The organism is Mycobacterium sp. 1164985.4 (genome assembly GCF_001668575.1).
Lineage (GTDB): Bacteria > Actinomycetota > Actinomycetes > Mycobacteriales > Mycobacteriaceae > Mycobacterium.
Window position 1 is genome coordinate 38085 of sequence record NZ_LZMD01000065.1, and the last position, 16003, is coordinate 54087.

Annotated in this window: 15 protein-coding genes and 1 pseudogene; 9 read left to right on the forward strand and 7 right to left on the reverse strand. The window is 67.6% G+C overall.

The features are described 5' to 3' along the window. Positions 1-2: 2 nt before the first annotated feature. Entirely contained in the window at positions 3-230 is a 228-nt protein-coding gene (locus A5650_RS12500) for a hypothetical protein (RefSeq protein ID WP_067291287.1), read from the reverse strand. Positions 231-409: 179 nt separating this feature from the next. On the opposite strand from A5650_RS12500, the gene A5650_RS26805 reads away from it, so the two are divergent. Next, positions 410-571 (forward strand): hypothetical protein, encoded by a 162-nt coding sequence (locus A5650_RS26805; protein WP_156744111.1) that lies wholly within the window; start codon positions 410-412, stop codon positions 569-571. On the opposite strand, the gene A5650_RS12505 is transcribed toward A5650_RS26805, so the two are convergent. Further along, positions 558-791: an RNA-binding S4 domain-containing protein gene (locus tag A5650_RS12505; protein ID WP_067291290.1), complete on the reverse strand. Its 234-nt coding sequence runs from the start codon at positions 789-791 to the stop codon at positions 558-560. The two genes, A5650_RS26805 and A5650_RS12505, sit on opposite strands and share 14 nt — an antisense overlap. Positions 792-824: 33 nt before the next feature. Between A5650_RS12505 and A5650_RS12510 the strand changes: the two genes are divergently transcribed. Continuing rightward, complete coding sequence (locus tag A5650_RS12510; RefSeq protein WP_082950737.1) at positions 825-2192, forward strand: DNA polymerase IV; 1368 nt, start codon at positions 825-827, stop codon at positions 2190-2192. On the opposite strand, the gene A5650_RS12515 is transcribed toward A5650_RS12510, so the two are convergent. Further along, positions 2174-2617: a hypothetical protein gene (locus tag A5650_RS12515; protein ID WP_231992603.1), complete on the reverse strand. Its 444-nt coding sequence runs from the start codon at positions 2615-2617 to the stop codon at positions 2174-2176. The two genes, A5650_RS12510 and A5650_RS12515, sit on opposite strands and share 19 nt — an antisense overlap. Before the next feature lie 139 nt (positions 2618-2756). Between A5650_RS12515 and lspA the strand changes: the two genes are divergently transcribed. The 4 genes from lspA (at position 2757) to dnaE (ending at position 8864) form a co-directional block, all read left to right on the forward strand. Beyond that, positions 2757-3344, forward strand: coding sequence for a signal peptidase II (gene lspA / locus A5650_RS12520; RefSeq protein WP_067291293.1), 588 nt, complete (start codon positions 2757-2759; stop codon positions 3342-3344). Further along, entirely contained in the window at positions 3345-4274 is a 930-nt protein-coding gene (locus A5650_RS12525) for an RluA family pseudouridine synthase (protein WP_067291298.1), read from the forward strand. Next, on the forward strand, positions 4271-5170 hold the full coding sequence (gene rarD, locus A5650_RS12530) for an EamA family transporter RarD (protein ID WP_067291302.1): 900 nt from the start codon (positions 4271-4273) through the stop codon (positions 5168-5170). Before A5650_RS12525 ends, rarD begins: the two co-directional genes overlap by 4 nt. Before the next feature lie 148 nt (positions 5171-5318). Then, entirely contained in the window at positions 5319-8864 is a 3546-nt protein-coding gene (gene dnaE / locus A5650_RS12535) for a DNA polymerase III subunit alpha (RefSeq protein ID WP_067291305.1), read from the forward strand. Positions 8865-8867: 3 nt separating this feature from the next. Here the strand turns inward: dnaE and A5650_RS12540 are convergent. After that, positions 8868-9440, reverse strand: a pseudogene (locus A5650_RS12540) (hypothetical protein); the annotation flags it as partial. A 79-nt stretch (positions 9441-9519) separates the two neighbouring features. Between A5650_RS12540 and A5650_RS12545 the strand changes: the two are divergent. Further along, a complete protein-coding gene (locus A5650_RS12545; protein WP_067291309.1) occupies positions 9520-9933 on the forward strand; it encodes an SRPBCC family protein in 414 nt (137 codons plus the stop codon). Here the strand turns inward: A5650_RS12545 and A5650_RS12550 are convergent. Beyond that, positions 9930-10160 carry a hypothetical protein gene (locus tag A5650_RS12550; RefSeq protein WP_067291312.1) on the reverse strand — a complete coding sequence of 77 codons (231 nt, stop codon included), beginning with the start codon at positions 10158-10160 and terminating at the stop codon, positions 9930-9932. The two genes, A5650_RS12545 and A5650_RS12550, sit on opposite strands and share 4 nt — an antisense overlap. Before the next feature lie 86 nt (positions 10161-10246). Here A5650_RS12550 and A5650_RS12555 point away from each other — a divergent pair, with 86 nt between their 5' ends. Both A5650_RS12555 and ilvA read left to right on the forward strand, forming a co-directional pair. Beyond that, positions 10247-10684, forward strand: a complete 438-nt coding sequence (locus A5650_RS12555) for a nitroreductase family deazaflavin-dependent oxidoreductase (RefSeq protein WP_067291316.1) — start codon at positions 10247-10249, stop codon at positions 10682-10684. A 29-nt stretch (positions 10685-10713) separates the two neighbouring features. Beyond that, positions 10714-11994 carry a threonine ammonia-lyase IlvA gene (gene ilvA, locus A5650_RS12560; protein WP_067291319.1) on the forward strand — a complete coding sequence of 427 codons (1281 nt, stop codon included), beginning with the start codon at positions 10714-10716 and terminating at the stop codon, positions 11992-11994. On the opposite strand, the gene treZ is transcribed toward ilvA, so the two are convergent. After that, complete coding sequence (treZ, locus tag A5650_RS12565) at positions 11982-13712, reverse strand: malto-oligosyltrehalose trehalohydrolase (RefSeq protein ID WP_067291322.1); 1731 nt, start codon at positions 13710-13712, stop codon at positions 11982-11984. The genes ilvA and treZ overlap by 13 nt on opposite strands. After that, positions 13705-15996, reverse strand: a complete 2292-nt coding sequence (treY, locus tag A5650_RS12570; RefSeq protein WP_067291330.1) for a malto-oligosyltrehalose synthase — start codon at positions 15994-15996, stop codon at positions 13705-13707. Before treY ends, treZ begins: the two co-directional genes overlap by 8 nt. Positions 15997-16003 lie beyond the last annotated feature (7 nt).

The window sequence follows — 16003 nt, forward strand, 5'->3', positions numbered from 1 at the left end:
GGTCACGGCCTGGCGAACACCGCGCACACGGTCTGGGTGAAGTCGCCGAACACATCGGCAACGAAGCGGCGCCGCCGATAGCCGATCGCGTCCAGAAGGGGCCCGTGGTCGGAGGAGACGACGAGCGTGGCCCCGATCGCGGTGAGCCACCACAGACCGCGCGCGAGCACGCGCAGTGCGACGCCGGTCCGGGCGAAACCCGCCCGTAACCGGTGTTCCTGGAACCGCACGTGCTCGTGTTCGTCGGCGACGATGCGCGCGGCCCCATCAGCCTGCGCAGCCGCACGAGCACGGCGTCGGACCAGCGCCGTTGCATGGGCTCCCCGCCGAGATAGCCGAGCAGGCGCAACAGCAGTGCGGCGTGTTGTTGTTCCTCGGCGACGAAAAGCCTTGCAGTACAGGTGTAGTCGTGATCACCGGCAGCCTCGGCTTTGCGCAGGAGCTGGGCCCCGTCGCCGCTCTCGCCGAGCTGGAAGCGGCGCACCGATTCGATCAGCGGCCCGCGCACGGAGCCGGGCAGCTCGCACCGGGCGCCGAAGTCGACGGCGGCGTCGAATTCACCCATCGGTGACCCGGGCGCCGCGGCCGGCGAACACCACCACATCGGCGGGGTGCAGCTGCCTGCCGCGTCGGTGCTCGACCTCGCCGTTGACGGTGACCAGCCCGTCGGCGATCACCGTTTTGGCGTCGGCCCCCGAGTCGATCAGCCCGGCCAGCTTGAGGAACTGGCCCAGCCGGATCGACGCATCCCGGATCGGGACAGCGAGGGGTTCGGTGCCCGGCTCTGCCATGCAGGTCAGGCTAGCGCCTTAGCATCGGCAGCTGTGGACGCTCGCTGGGTTCTGCACCTCGACATGGACGCCTTCTTCGCGTCGGTCGAGCAGCTGACCCGTCCCACGTTGCGGGGGCGCCCGGTGTTGGTCGGCGGGCTGGGCGGCCGCGGCGTGGTGGCGGGGGCGAGCTACGAGTCGCGGGTGTACGGCGCGAAGTCGGCGATGCCGATGCATCAGGCCCGCCGGTTGGTGGGCGCCGCCGCGGTGGTCCTGCCGCCGCGCGGCGTCGTGTACGGCGTCGCCAGCCGGCGGGTGTTCGAGACCGTGCGGTCGATGGTTCCGGTGCTCGAGCAGCTTTCCTACGACGAGGCTTTCGGTGAGCCGGCCGAACTCGCGGGCGCACCGGCGAGTGAGGTCGAGGAGTTCTGCCGGACGCTGCGGGCGCGGGTGCTCGAGGTGACGGGGCTCGTCGCGTCGATCGGTGCGGGCTCGGGCAAGCAGACCGCCAAGATCGCGTCCGGGCTGGCGAAACCCGACGGGATGCGGGTGGTCAGCCGCGATGAGGAACGCACGCTGCTCGACGGCCTACCGGTACGCCGGCTGTGGGGGATCGGGCCCGTCGCAGGGGAGAAGCTGCACCGGCTCGGCATCGAGACCATCGGCGCCTTCGCCGCGTTGAGCGAGGCCGAGGCGGCCGACATCCTCGGCGGCACGGTGGGCCCGGCGCTGCACCGGCTCGCCCGCGGCATCGACGACCGGCCGGTGGCCGAGAACGCGCCCGCGAAACAGATCAGCGCCGAGTCCACCTTCCCCGAGGATCTGACCACCCTCGACCAGCTCCGCGAGGCGATGGGGCCCATCGGCGAGCACGCCCACCGCCGCCTGGAGAGGGACGGCCGCGGCGCGCGCACCGTCACCGTGAAGCTGAAGAAGTCCGACATGAGCACGCTCACCCGCTCGGCGACGCTGCCGTATGCCACCACCGACGCCGCCACGTTGATCACGACCGCGCGCCGACTCCTGCTCGACCCCGTCGAGGTCGGCCCGATTCGCCTTCTCGGCGTCGGATTCTCGGGACTCTCGGATGTTCAGCAGGAGTCGTTGTTCCCGGACCTGGAGCTGGCGTCGGATGACGACGCGACGCAGACGGGGCTGCCGCCGACCGTCACGGAGCTCGCCGCCACCGCACCCGCGTGGCGCATCGGCGACGACGTCACCCATCCGGACTTCGGACACGGCTGGATCCAGGGGGCCGGCCACGGCGTGATGACGGTGCGATTCGAGACGCGCACCAGCGGGCCGGGGCAGGCGCGCACCTTCCCGGTCGACACGCCCGGTATCGAGCGGGCCAATCCGGTCGATTCCCTCGACTGGCCCGACTACGTCGCCGAACTGGCGCGCTACCAGAGCTCTCCGTAGACGGCCGAGATCGTGAACCCGTGGTCGCCGTACGTCTGACAGGTCACGGTGCCCTGATGTCCGACACCGCAACTGGCGCCCCAGTTTTCGAGCCGATAACCGGCGGGCAGCACGTCGACGCCTTCACGGGTGAACGTCGGCGTGGGGGAGTGGCGGTACTCGGCCGGGCCGCCGCTGGTCAGAAAGGTCTGGTTGGTTCCGGGCGGCGCGTCCATTGGCACCCAGTCACAGCCGATGGGTCCGCCGTTGGGACCGATGCCGCAGAACACACCGTCCGGTGTGCGGAAGAACACGTGGTAGTTGGGCGGCGGTCCGGGCCGGTAGAAGCCTTGCGCGACGGGGTAGCCGTCGATCTCGTCGGCTCCAGGCGGCTCGGCACCCGCCACCGCCTCGGCGGACAGGGCCAGGGCCAGGACTGCGGTCATCGTGGCGCCTCGGCGAATCATGTTCTCGAAGTGCACGCGTCCACGTTGCCATGCGCGTCAACCCCAGCGGCGACGGCGGCCGACAGCGCACCCCGTGGTGCGGAATTCATCCGCATCGGCGTTTTGGGATGATGGTGCGGTGACTGACGACCCGGACGTGGCCGACGAGACGACCGACAAGGTGGCGCCGCCCAGGCGACGGCTACCGCTGTTGCTCGGCATCGCCGCCGCGGTGCTGGTCACCGACGTCGTCACCAAGGTTCTCGCGGTCAAGCTGCTGACCCCGGGCCAACCGGTGTCGATCATCGGCGACACGGTCACCTGGACTCTGGTGCGCAACTCGGGCGCCGCGTTCTCGATGGCCACCGGCTACACCTGGGTGCTCACGCTGATCGCCACCGGCGTCGTCATCGGGATCGTGTGGATGGGTCGACGGCTGGTGTCGCCGTGGTGGGCCGTGGGGTTGGGCATGATCCTCGGCGGCGCGCTCGGCAACCTGATCGACCGCTTCTTCCGTTCGCCCGGACCGCTTCAGGGCCACGTCGTCGACTTCCTGTCGATCGGGTGGTGGCCGGTGTTCAACGTCGCCGACCCGTGCGTGGTCGGCGGCGCGATCCTGCTGGTGGGGTTGTCGTTGTTCGGGTTCGACTACGACACCCCGGGCAGGCGCAAAGCGGACGACGACGAGGACACCGCCGGGCGGCAGAAGGCCGCCGAGGACGAATAGATGGCCGATCGGTCCCTTCCCATCCCCGAGGGCCTGGCGGGAATGCGCGTCGATGCGGGTCTCGCGCGTCTGCTCGGCTTGTCGCGCACGGCCGCCGCGGCGTTGGCCGAGGAGGGCGGTGTCGAGATCGACGGCACCCGCGCCGGCAAGTCGGACAAGCTGGTCGCGGGCGCCTGGTTGGACGTGCGGTTGCCCGAAGCGCCTGCGCCGGTTGAGAACACACCCGTCGATATCGACGGCATGGCGATCCTGTACTCCGACGAGGACATCGTTGCGGTGGATAAGCCGCCGGGTGTCGCCGCCCACGCCACGGTTGGCTGGTCGGGTCCGACGGTGCTCGGCGGCCTGGCCGCGGCGGGCTTCCGGATCAGCACCTCGGGCATCCACGAACGCCAGGGCATTGTGCACCGCCTCGACGTGGGCACCTCGGGCGTCATGGTCATCGCCCTGTCGGAGCGCGCGTACACGGTCCTCAAGCGGGCCTTCAAACAGCGCACCGTCGAGAAGCGCTATCACGCGCTGGTGCAGGGACATCCCGATCCGTCGAGCGGAACGATCGACGCACCCATCGGGCGTCACCGCGGACACGACTGGAAGTTCGCGGTCACCGAGAACGGCAGGCACAGCGTGACCCACTACGACACCCTCGAGGCGCACCGCGCGGCGAGCCTGCTCGACATCGAGCTGGAAACCGGTCGCACACACCAGATTCGGGTGCATTTCGCCGCGCTGCACCACCCATGTGTCGGCGACCTCACCTACGGAGCCGATCCGACGCTGGCCAAGCGGCTCAAGCTGGAACGGCAGTGGTTGCACGCTCGCTCGCTGGCGTTCGCCCATCCCGCCGACGGGCGTCGCATCGAAATCACCAGCCCCTACCCGGCCGACCTGCAACACGCCCTCGACGCACTGCGCAATCACGAACTGTGAGCGACACACGCAAATTCGGCCTGCTGCTCGGTGTCGGAGCCTATGCGTGCTGGGGGACGTTCCCCGCCTTCTTTCCGCTGCTGAAGCCCGCATCGGCCGTCGAGGTGCTGGCACACCGCATCGTGTGGAACTTCCTGCTGATGGTCGTCGTGGTCGCCGCCGTGCGCAGGCTCGGCGACCTCAAGAAGATGACCGGCCGCACCTGGCTGCTGCTCGCCGCCGCGTCGGCGCTGATCTCCATCAACTGGGGAATCTATGTCTATGCCGTCAACAACGGGCATGTGGTCGACGCGGCCCTCGGCTACTTCATCAACCCGCTGGTGGTCGTCGCGCTGGGGTTGATCGTGTACCGGGAGAGGCTCAACCGGGCGCAGTTCGCCGCGTTGGCCGTCGCGCTCATCGGCGTGGTGGTGCTGACCGTGGAAGTGGGCGCGCCGCCGTACATCGGGATCGGCCTCGCGCTGTCATTCGGCCTCTACGGCGCGGTGAAGAAGGCGGTCTCGACCGATCCGCGGGTGAGTGTCGGGGTAGAGGCGGGCATCGCCACGCCGTTCGCGCTCGCCTACATCGCCGTCCTGCAGAGCACCGGCCACGGCACCTTCACCGGTTACGGCGGCGGCCACGTCGCGCTGATGGTGCTGTCCGGGGTGGTGACGGCCCTGCCGCTCCTGCTGTTTGCCGCTGCCGCGCAGCGATTGCCGCTGGTGACGATGGGCTTGCTTTTCTACATGACCCCGGTGATGCAGATGAGCTGGGGCGTGCTCATCGGCAGGGAGCCGATGCCGCCGGCCCGCTGGCTGGGTTTCGCGCTGATCTGGGTGGCGCTGCTCATCTTCAGCGCCGACGCCATTCGCCGGTCCCGCGCCGAGCGAGAACTTTGCGAGGCTTCCAGTTGACCTGGGGTTCTTCGGGCGGTTCGGCGGATCCGAACCGGTAGTCGCGGTTACCCGTCTAGGGCGCCGGCGGATTTCCCCACGCACCTCGGAGACACGCTTCTGCGACACGCCGGGAAGTGTCGGAGTGCGGTCATAGACTGGCCTCCCTATGAGCCTTTCGGATTCGCGTTCGTTCGTGCACCTGCACAACCACACCGAGTACTCGATGCTGGACGGTGCCGCGAAGGTCAAGCCGATGCTCGCGGAGGCTCAGCGGCTCGAGATGCCCGCGATCGGGATGACCGACCACGGAAACATGTTCGGCGCCAGCGAGTTTTACAACGCCGCCACCGATGCCGGGATCAAGCCGATCATCGGTGTCGAGGCCTACATCGCGCCCGCGTCGCGCTTTGAGACCAAGCGCGTGCTGTGGGGTGATCCGAGCCAAAAGGGTGACGACGTATCCGGCAGCGGGTCCTACACCCACATGACGATGGTCGCCGAGAACGCGACCGGGCTGCGTAACCTGTTCAAGCTGTCGTCGCTCGCATCGTTCGAAGGCCAGCTCGGCAAGTGGTCGCGGATGGACGCCGAGCTGATCGCCGAACACGCCGAGGGCATCATCGCCACCACCGGCTGCCCCTCGGGCGAGGTGCAGACTCGGCTGCGGCTCGGTCACTATGACGAGGCCGTGGCTGCCGCCGCCAAGTGGCGGGAGATCTTCGGGCCGGACAACTTCTTCCTCGAGCTGATGGACCACGGCCTCGACATCGAACGCCGCGTGCGCGAGGGCCTGCTCGACATCGGGCGCAAGCTCAACATCCCGCCGCTGGCCACCAACGACTGCCACTACGTCACCCGCGACGCCTCCCAGAACCACGAGGCCCTGCTGTGCATCCAGACCGGCAAGACGCTGTCGGATCCGAACCGCTTCAAGTTCGACGGTGACGGTTACTACCTCAAGACCGCCGCAGAGATGCGCGCGCTGTGGGACGGCCAGGTGCCCGGCGCGTGCGACTCGACGCTGCTGATCGCCGAGCGGGTGACGTCCTACGAGGACGTGTGGACGGTGCGCGACCGGATGCCGGTGTTCCCCGTCCCCGAGGGCCACACGCCGGAAACCTGGTTGCGCCATGAGGTTCACGAGGGGCTCAACCGGCGCTTCCCGTCGAGCGAGGTGCCGCAGGAGTACCTCGACCGCGCCGACTACGAGATCAAGGTCATCTGCGACAAGGGCTACCCGTCGTACTTCCTGATCGTCGCCGACCTCATCAACTACGCGCGGTCGGTCGACATCCGGGTCGGGCCCGGCCGCGGATCGGCCGCCGGCTCGCTGGTGGCCTATGCGCTGGGCATCACCAACATCGACCCCATCCCGTACGGGCTGCTGTTCGAGCGGTTCCTCAACCCCGAGCGTGTGTCGATGCCCGATATCGACATCGACTTCGACGACCGTCGCCGCGGTGAGATGCTCCGCTATGCCGCCAACAAATGGGGCAGCGACCGGGTGGCCCAGGTGATCACCTTCGGCACCATCAAAACGAAAGCCGCACTCAAGGATTCGGCGCGTGTGCATTATGGCCAGCCGGGCTTCGCCATCGCTGACCGGATCACCAAGGCGCTGCCTCCGCCGATCATGGCGAAGGACATCCCGCTGTCGGGGATCACCGATCCCAACCATGAGCGGTACAAGGAGGCCGCCGAGGTCCGCGGCCTGATCGACACCGATCCCGACGTGCGCACCATCTACGAGACCGCGCGCGGGCTCGAGGGTCTGGTGCGCAACGCCGGCGTGCACGCCTGCGCGGTGATCATGAGCTCCGAGCCGCTGATCGACGCGATCCCGCTGTGGAAACGTCCTCAGGACGGCGCGGTGATCACGGGCTGGGATTACCCGTCGTGCGAGGCCATCGGCCTGTTGAAGATGGACTTCCTCGGGCTGCGCAACCTGACGATCATCGGTGACGCGCTGGAGAACATCCGAGCCAACCGCGGCATCGAGCTCGACCTGGAATCCGTTCCGCTCGACGACAAACCGACCTACGAGCTGCTGGGCCGCGGCGACACGCTCGGCGTGTTCCAGCTCGACGGCGGACCGATGCGCGACCTGCTGCGGCGTATGCAGCCCACCGGCTTCGAAGACGTCGTCGCGGTGATCGCGCTGTACCGGCCCGGACCGATGGGCATGAACGCCCACAACGACTACGCCGACCGGAAGAACGGCCGGCAGGCCATCAAGCCGATCCACCCGGAACTCGAGGAATCACTGCGCGAGATCCTCGCCGAGACCTACGGCCTGATCGTCTACCAAGAGCAGATCATGCGCATCGCGCAGAAGGTGGCCGGTTACTCGCTGGCCCGAGCAGACATTCTGCGCAAGGCCATGGGCAAGAAGAAGCGCGAAGTCCTGGAGAAGGAGTTCGAAGGCTTCTCGGAGGGTATGAAGGCCAACGGCTTCTCCGCCGCCGCCATCAAGGCGCTGTGGGACACGGTGCTGCCGTTCGCCGACTACGCCTTCAACAAGTCGCACGCCGCCGGCTACGGCCTGGTCTCGTACTGGACGGCCTACCTCAAGGCCAACTACCCGGCCGAATACATGGCGGGGCTGCTCACCTCGGTGGGTGACGACAAGGACAAGGCCGCGGTGTACCTGGCCGATTGCCGCAGGCTCGGCATCACGGTGCTTCCGCCCGACGTCAACGAGTCGCACCTGAACTTCGCCTCGGTGGGCGAGGACATCCGCTACGGGCTGGGCGCGGTGCGCAACGTAGGCGCCAATGTCGTTGCCTCGGTGATCAATACGCGCACCGAGAAGGGGAAGTTCATCGACTTCTCCGACTACCTGAACAAGATCGAGATCGGGCCCTGCAACAAGAAGGTCACCGAGTCGCTGATCAAGGCCGGCGCGTTCGACTCGCTGGGGCACCCGCGCAAGGGGCTGTTCCTGATCCACACCGACGCCGTCGACTCCGTGCTCGGCACCAAGAAGGCCGAAGCGATGGGGCAGTTCGACCTGTTCGGCGGCGCCGATACGGCCACCGATGCGGTGTTCACCATCAAGGTGCCCGACGAGGAGTGGGAGGACAAGCACAAACTCGCGCTGGAACGCGAGATGCTCGGCCTCTACGTCTCCGGTCATCCGCTCAACGGCATCGCCCACCTGCTGGCAGCCCAGGTCGACACGGCGATCCCGGCCATCCTCGACGGCGACGTCGCCAACGAGACGCAGGTCCGGGTCGGCGGCATCCTGGCATCGGTGAACCGACGGGTCAACAAGAACGGGTTGCCATGGGCGTCAGCGCAACTCGAGGACCTGACCGGCGGCATCGAGGTTCTGTTCTTCCCGCAGACTTACTCGACGTTCGGCGCCGAGATCGCCGACGACGCCGTCGTGCTGGTCGGCGCGAAGGTGGCGATCCGCGACGACCGGATCTCGCTGATCGCCAACGACCTTGTGGTGCCGGACTTCTCGAACGCGCAACTGGATCGCCCCTTGGCGGTCAGCCTGCCGACGCGGCAGTGCACGGTGGACAAGGTCACCGCGCTCAAGCAGGTCCTCGCACGTCATCCCGGCACCTCACAGGTGCATCTGCGGTTGATCAGCGGGGAACGGATCACCACGCTCGAACTCGACACGTCGCTGCGGGTGACACCGTCGTCGGCGTTGATGGGCGATTTGAAGGCGTTGCTGGGTCCCGGCTGCCTGGGCGGCTGACGATCAGTTCAGGACATTGACCGCCCGTGCGACGACCAGCCCGGCGGTCCCCAACGCGACGATCGCCTGCACCGTCATCAACATCTTGGCCCAGCGTGCGAGCGGCATGGTATCGGTCGGGGAGAATGCCATCACGTTCGTCACGCTGACGTAGAAGTAGTCGACGAAGGTCGGGCGCCAATCCGGTTCGGCCACAACGGGAGTCGTCATCTGCGGAAACAGGAAGTCGGGGTAGGGCCGCTCGCCGGCGTGACGGGCGAACGGCCCGCCCCGGTCCAGTTCCCAGTACCAGATGCCGAATACGATCACATTGGTGACGATGATCGACGCGCCGCTGCCGAGCAGCACCGCCGCGTCGTTGCTCTCGCCGCCGCTCACGATGCCAACGGCCAGCACGACCGCCGACAGTGTGTTGTCGAGCGTGATCACCGCAAGCAAGACCCAGGTGGCGTACCGGCCGAACCGCGTTCGCCGCGTCATCACCCGCGGGTTGATCGCCAGCAGTGCCAGCAGCAGGAGCCCCTCCGACACCACCAGCGGCCACCGCGGAACCAGCGTGTAATCCCTCGGGATCGCCGCGCCGCAGCCAGAGCGGCACGTGATGCTGTTCCGGCGGTGACTCCATTACGTCAGTGTGATGCGCCAGGATGGCCGTATGGAGTCACGACACGTCAGCACTCAGATCGCGGCGCCGCCCCAGGCCGTCTACGAGTTCGCCGCGGACCCGCAGACATGGCCGCGGTGGGCCGCCGGGCTCGCGGAGGGCGGTCTGCGGCAGACGACGAGCGGATGGGTGGCCGACTCGCCGATGGGCGAGGTGACCGTCGAGTTCTCGCCGCGCAACGACTTCGGCGTGCTCGACCACGTGGTACGTCTGCCCACCGGGGAAGCGGTCTACAACCCGATTCGGGTGCAGCCGTGGAGCGTGCCGACCGACGGTGACGCGTCGCGATGCGAGGTGGTCTTCAGCGTGCGCCGACGAGAGGGAATGACCGACGAGGAGTTCGAGGCCGACACCGAGGCGGTGGCCGCCGATCTGGCGACGCTGAAACGACTGATCGAGGGCTAGAGGCGCGACGAACAGAGGGCGCTGAACACCACCCAGGTGACGGTCCCCACCGCGGCGCCGGCGAGCACCGCCGTGGCGGCCGTCGCGGTCGCGACTCCGACCGCCAGCGCGACCACGACGCCCAGCACGAGGGCGATCAGTTTGTACGCGGGCCACGGCACACCCGCAACCGAAACGTCGCACGTCACGCGGGCGGCCGCGGTGCGGAAGTTGCCTGCGGTGGTCATAGGAACACGATAGCTCGTAACTGAGTTTTCGGCCAGCCGAAACACCGGATCAGGTCGGCGGATGTCCGCGCGTCTAAGCTGGTGAGATGGCACTTTCCGGAGAGTATGCACCCAGCCCATGGGACTGGGTGAGAGAACACGCCGACCAGATCACCGAGTCCGGAACGACCGAGGGCGTGGACCTGAAGGGCAAGCCTCTCATCCTGCTGACGACGGTCGGCGCCAAGACGGGCAAGATCCGCAAGACCCCGCTGATGCGCGTGGAGCACGGCGGTCAGTACGCGATCGTGGCGTCGTTGGGCGGCGCACCGAAGCATCCGGTCTGGTACCACAACGTCAAGGCCCATCCGCGGGTGGAACTGCAGGACGGCCCGGTGACCAGGGAGTATGAGGCGCGCGAGGTCACCGGCGACGAGAAGGCGCTGTGGTGGGAGCGCGCCGTTGCGGCCTGGCCGGACTACGCCGACTACCAGAAGAAGACCGACCGCCAGATCCCGGTCTTCGTGCTGACCCCGATTTCTTGAAAATTGCTGGTTGGTGGCACCATTGACCAGTGTCCGCTGAACTGAGCCAGAGCCCGAGAACGTCGCCGCTTCGCGCGGCCGATATCGACGAGGCCGCTCAGCGAATTGCGCAGGTCGTGGTGCGCAGCCCCCTCCAGCTCAGCGAGCGGCTGTCGGACGCGACCGGCGCGACGGTGTACCTCAAGCGCGAAGATCTGCAGCCCGTGCGGTCCTACAAGCTGCGCGGCGCACACAACCTGCTGATGCAGCTGTCGGCCGACGAGCTGGCCGCCGGTGTGGTGTGTTCGTCGGCGGGCAACCACGCACAGGGCTTCGCGATGGCGTGCCGCTCGATGCGTGTCCGCGGCAGGGTATACGTGCCGGGTAAGACGCCGAAGCAGAAGCGTAGCCGCATCCAATATCACGGCCGCGAGTTCATCGAGCTGATCGTCGGCGGCCGAACCTATGACGACGCCGCCGCTGCAGCGCTGGAGGACATCGCGCGCACGGGTGCAACCCTGGTGCCGCCGTATGACGATCTGCGCACGATGGCCGGGCAGGGCACGATCGCCGTGGAGATCCTCGACCAACTCGACGGGGAACCGAACCTTCTCATCGTCCCGGTCGGCGGCGGTGGCTGTGTCGCGGGCATCACGACCTATCTGGCCGAACGCACAAGCGGAACCTCAGTGCTGGGGGTGGAACCCGCGGGCGCGCCGTCGATGATGGCGGCGCTGGCCGCGGGCGAGCCCGTGACCATCGACGCCGTCGACCAGTTCGTCGACGGCGCAGCGGTGAACCGTGCGGGAACCCTGCCCTATGAGGCGCTGGCTGCCGCAGGCGACATGGTGTCAATGACAACGGTCGACGAAGGCGCGGTGTGTACCGCGATGCTCGACCTGTATCAGAACGAGGGCATCATCGCCGAGCCGGCGGGCGCGCTGTCGGTGGCGGCGTTGCTGGAGACCGACATCGAACCGGGATCGACTGTGGTGTGCGTGATCTCGGGCGGCAACAACGACGTGTCACGATATGGCGAGGTGTTGGAGCGCTCGCTGGTTCACCTCGGCATCAAGCACTACTTTCTCGTCGACTTCCCGCAGGAGCCGGGCGCGCTGCGTCGCTTCCTCGACCAGGTCCTCGGCCCGAACGACGACATCACCCTGTTCGAGTACATCAAACGCAACAACCGCGAAACCGGCGAGGCGCTGGTCGGCATCGAACTGGGTTCGGCGACGGACTTCGAGGGCCTGCTCGAGCGGATGCGCGCCTCCGACATCCATGTCGAGGCGCTCGAGCCGGGCTCACCGGCCTACCGCTACCTGCTCTGAGAGCGGATCACCGCGAACGAGTGCCCGTCGAGGCGGGTGCTTTCGGGACCGGCATCGGGCTCACCCCACGCCAGCACCACCTCTCCGGTGACCGGGACGTCGACCGCGTCGGTGCCGAGGTTGCAGGCGATGGACAGCGACCGGCGGCGCATCACGATCCAGTGCCGGTCCTCGTCGTAGTCCACCTCGAGGTTGTCGAGCCACGGGTCGGCGAGGTCGGGCTCGTTGTGCCGCAACGCGATCAGCTCGCGGTACACCTTTCGCAGCCGCCCGTGGTCACCGTCGTCGATCTCGTCCCATTTCAGCTTCGACCGCCGGAACGTCTCGGGATCCTGCGGGTCGGGGATCGCGTCGGCATCCCAGCCGTGCTCGGCGAACTCCCGCTTGCGCCCTTCGGCGGTGGCGCGGGCGAGTTCGGGCTCGGGGTGCGAGCTGAAGAACTGGAACGGCGACGATGAGCCCCATTCTTCACCCATGAAGAGCATTGCCGTGTAGGGACTTCCGAGGGCAAGGGCAGCTTTGACCGCGAGTTGGCCGAAGCTCAGGTTCTGCGACGGACGGTCGCCGACGGCGCGGTTGCCCACCTGGTCGTGAGTCAGCGTGTACGCCAGTAGCCGGGTGGCCGGAATCGTGGCGGTGTCCAGCGGTCGCCCGTGCCTGCGGTGCCGGAACGACGAATACGTACCCGCGTGGTAGTAGCCGTTCTTCAGCGTGGTGGCCAGCACCTCCAGCGTGCCGAAATCGTTGTAGTAACCCTGCTGTTCACCGGACACCGCGGAGTGGATCGCGTGGTGGATGTCGTCGTCCCACTGCGCGGTCATCCCGAGTCCGCCGCCGTCGCGGGGAGTGATCAGCCGCGGGTCGTTGAGGTCGCTCTCGGCGATCAGCGACAGCGGCCGCCCCAATTCCGCGGCGAGCGCATCGGTTTCGGCCGACAGCTCTTCGAGGATGTGGATCGCCGTGGTGTCGACGAGCGCATGCACCGCGTCCAGTCGCAGGCCGTCGGCGTGGAAGTCGCGCATCCAGCGCAGCGCACAGTCGATGATGTAGCGCCGCACCTCGTCGGCGTCGGCGTCGGCGATGTTGATCGACTCGCCCCACGGGTTGCTGCCGGTGGACAGGTACGGGCCGAACTTGGGCAGGTAGTTACCCGACGGGCCCAGGTGGTTGAAGACGGCGTCGATCAACACCCCGAGCCCCCGTTCGTGGCAGGCATTGATCAGGCGCACCAGCGCGTCGGGTCCGCCGTACGGTTCGTGCACTGCGTACCAGAGCACACCGTCGTAGCCCCACCCGTGGGTTCCGCCGAACGCGTTGACGGGCATCATTTCGACGAAGTCGATCCCGAGGTCGACGAGGTAGTCGAGCTTGTCGATCACGGCGTCGAAGGTGCCTTCAGGGGTGAAGGTTCCGACGTGCAGCTCGTAAATCACCGCACCCTCGATCGAGCGACCGGACCAGTCGCCGTCCGTCCACGCCGACGGATCCGGTTGCCACAGCTGCGATCTCTCGTGCACGCCGTCGGGCTGGCGGGGGGAGCGGGGATCGGGAAGCACCTTCGGGTCGTCGTCGAGCACGAAGCCGTAGCGGGCGTCGGGTGCGGCCTCGACCTGGGCGCTCCACCAACCGTCGCCGGTCCGGCTCATCTCGTATAGTTCACCGTCGACGTCGAGGCGAACCCGCTGCGGTCGGGGCGCCCATACGCAGAATTCAGCCATCGACCCGCTCCAACAGCACGACCGGTAGTTCGGTGAACAACTCGGCGGCCAGCACCCGTCCATTGTGTCGGCGCCCGCCGATGCGGTCCGACCACGTACCAGGCGGCAATTCCAGTGAGGTGTCGCCCCAACCGGTTTCGGACAGCCGCACCGAATGCCGCGTGACGGCGGTAAGCACGTCCTCACCGCGCAGGAACGCCACGAGGTGTTGCGCCGCCGGGCCGTGGGCCAGCAGCGGGGTGTAGCGGCCCGAAGCGAACGTCACGGGCCGGTCCCGCCGCACCGCGAGTGCGGAGCTCACCACCCGGAGCTTCGGATGGCGCATCGCCTCCAACGCGTCGCGACGGGCCTGATAGTCCACCGGCCTGCGATTGTCCGGATCGACCAGGCTGTCCTCCCACAGCTCGGTGCCCTGATAGATGTCGGGGACGCCGGGCACGGTGAGCGCCAGCAGTTTCTGCCCCAAGGCGTCGCTGCGGGCATGCAGGTCGAGGCGCTCCACCAACGAGGTCATCTCGGTGGCCACGGGGCCGTCGAACACGGCATCCAGCCAGGTGTGCACGGCGGTCTCGAATTCGGTGTCCGGATCGTTCCAGGTGGTGTGCTCGGCGGCCTCGCGGATCGCCTTCTCGGCGTAGGCGTGCACGCGCTGGCGCAGCTCGTCGGTGATCACACCGTCGACGGGCCAGACGCCGAACACGTTCTGCCACAGGAACAGTCCAGTGCGGGCGTCGGGTGGAGGGGTGCTCAACGTCCACTTGCCGATCAGCTCCGCCCACAACGACGGCACCTGGGACAGCAACCCGATCCGCGCCCGCACGTCCTCGCCGCGCTTCGTGTCGTGAGTGGTCAAGCCGACCATCGCGCTCGGCCACATCCGCGCGCGCACCGCGGCCCGCTGGTGGAACTCGGCGACGCTCACCCCGAAGTGATGCGGTTCGGAACCCACCTCGTTGAGCGAGACCAACCGGGCGTCGCGGTAGAACAGGCAGTCCTCCATCGACTTCGCGGTCGCCGCCCCGCACAGCTGCTGCAACCGGACTTCGGTCTCCTCGTTGACCGCGAGCGCCGTCGCGATTAGCGCCAGGGGCGCCGCCAATTGCGGCTCTGCGGAGGCTGTTTCGGCGAGCGCGCTCGGCAGGATGCCTGACAGGGAGCGGTAGTCGGAGCGGTACACGTCGATGCGGCTGAGCAGAGCGGCGATAGCCGCGGACAGCTCCTCATCATCGGCACCGGTGGCGCCGACGATGGTGCGACGCAAGCGAGCCAGCTCGCTGCCCAGGGTTTCGGTCACCGCATTCGCCTTGAGGGTGCGGGCGAGTTCGGGCATTGCGCCATAGGCCAGCCCGGTGGAGTCGAACAGGTCGGTCAGGGCGCCTGCGCCCGACGGATCGATGAATACCCCGCCGATCTCGCGCATCGCGTCATAGCCGGTGGTGCCGGCCACGGGCAGCGTCGGTTCCAGCGGCTCGTCGGCGGCCAGGATCTTCTCGATGACGATCCACGCGTCCGGTCCGGTCAGTTCGCGCAGCCAGGTCAGGTAGCCTGCCGGATCGGACAGGCCGTCCGGGTGGTCGATGCGGATGCCGTCGACCAAACCATCGTCGAACCACCGCTTCACCTCGGCGTGGGTAGCGTCGAAGACGGCGCGGTTTTCCTGACGCAGCCCGGCCAGCGAGGTGATCGAGAAGAATCGCCGATAGCCGCAAATCCCGTTCTTCCAGCCGATCAGGTGATAATGCTGGCGGTCGTGCACCTGTGGACCCGTCCCGCCCTCAGTGCCGGGAGCGATCGGGTAGACGAGGTCGCCGAGGCGCAGCACGGGTTCGTCACCGCTGGAGTCGATCTCGAGATCGTTTGCGTCGTCGTCGGATCCGAGCACCGGCAGCACGACGCGTCCGCCGTCGAGATCCCAATCGATATCAAAGAAGGAGGAGAACGACGAATCGCGCCCGTGCTTGAGCACGTCCCACCACCACGCGTTCTGCTGTGGCTTCTCGACGCCGACGTGATTGGGCACGATATCAACGACCAGCCCGATGCCCTTCTCACGCGCCGCGCGCGACAGCCGGGCGAATCCCTCGGACCCGCCGAGTTCGGCTGACACGGTGGTCGGGTCGGTGACATCGTAGCCGTGCGTAGAGCCTTCGGCGGCGGTGAGGATCGGCGACAGGTACAAGTGCGACACGCCGAGGGCCGAGAAGTAGTCGAGAAGTTTCTCGGCATCGGCGAAAGTGAATGCGTCACCGCGCATTTGGAGACGGTAGGTCGAAGAGACCGGCATTGCAGGC

Excerpts from the sequence above, each read along its gene's own strand:
- treZ (WP_067291322.1), bottom strand. The coding sequence starts at position 13,712 with ATGGCTGAATTCTGCGTATGGGCGCCCCGACCGCAGCGGGTTCGCCTC.
- treY (WP_067291330.1), bottom strand. The coding sequence starts at position 15,996 with ATGCCGGTCTCTTCGACCTACCGTCTCCAAATGCGCGGTGACGCATTC.
- A5650_RS12525 (WP_067291298.1), top strand. The coding sequence starts at position 3,345 with ATGGCCGATCGGTCCCTTCCCATCCCCGAGGGCCTGGCGGGAATGCGC.
- A5650_RS12555 (WP_067291316.1), top strand. The coding sequence starts at position 10,247 with ATGGCACTTTCCGGAGAGTATGCACCCAGCCCATGGGACTGGGTGAGA.
- dnaE (WP_067291305.1), top strand. The coding sequence starts at position 5,319 with ATGAGCCTTTCGGATTCGCGTTCGTTCGTGCACCTGCACAACCACACC.
- A5650_RS12545 (WP_067291309.1), top strand. The coding sequence starts at position 9,520 with ATGGAGTCACGACACGTCAGCACTCAGATCGCGGCGCCGCCCCAGGCC.
- A5650_RS12515 (WP_231992603.1), bottom strand. The coding sequence starts at position 2,617 with ATGACCGCAGTCCTGGCCCTGGCCCTGTCCGCCGAGGCGGTGGCGGGT.
- A5650_RS12505 (WP_067291290.1), bottom strand. The coding sequence starts at position 791 with ATGGCAGAGCCGGGCACCGAACCCCTCGCTGTCCCGATCCGGGATGCG.
- A5650_RS12550 (WP_067291312.1), bottom strand. The coding sequence starts at position 10,160 with ATGACCACCGCAGGCAACTTCCGCACCGCGGCCGCCCGCGTGACGTGC.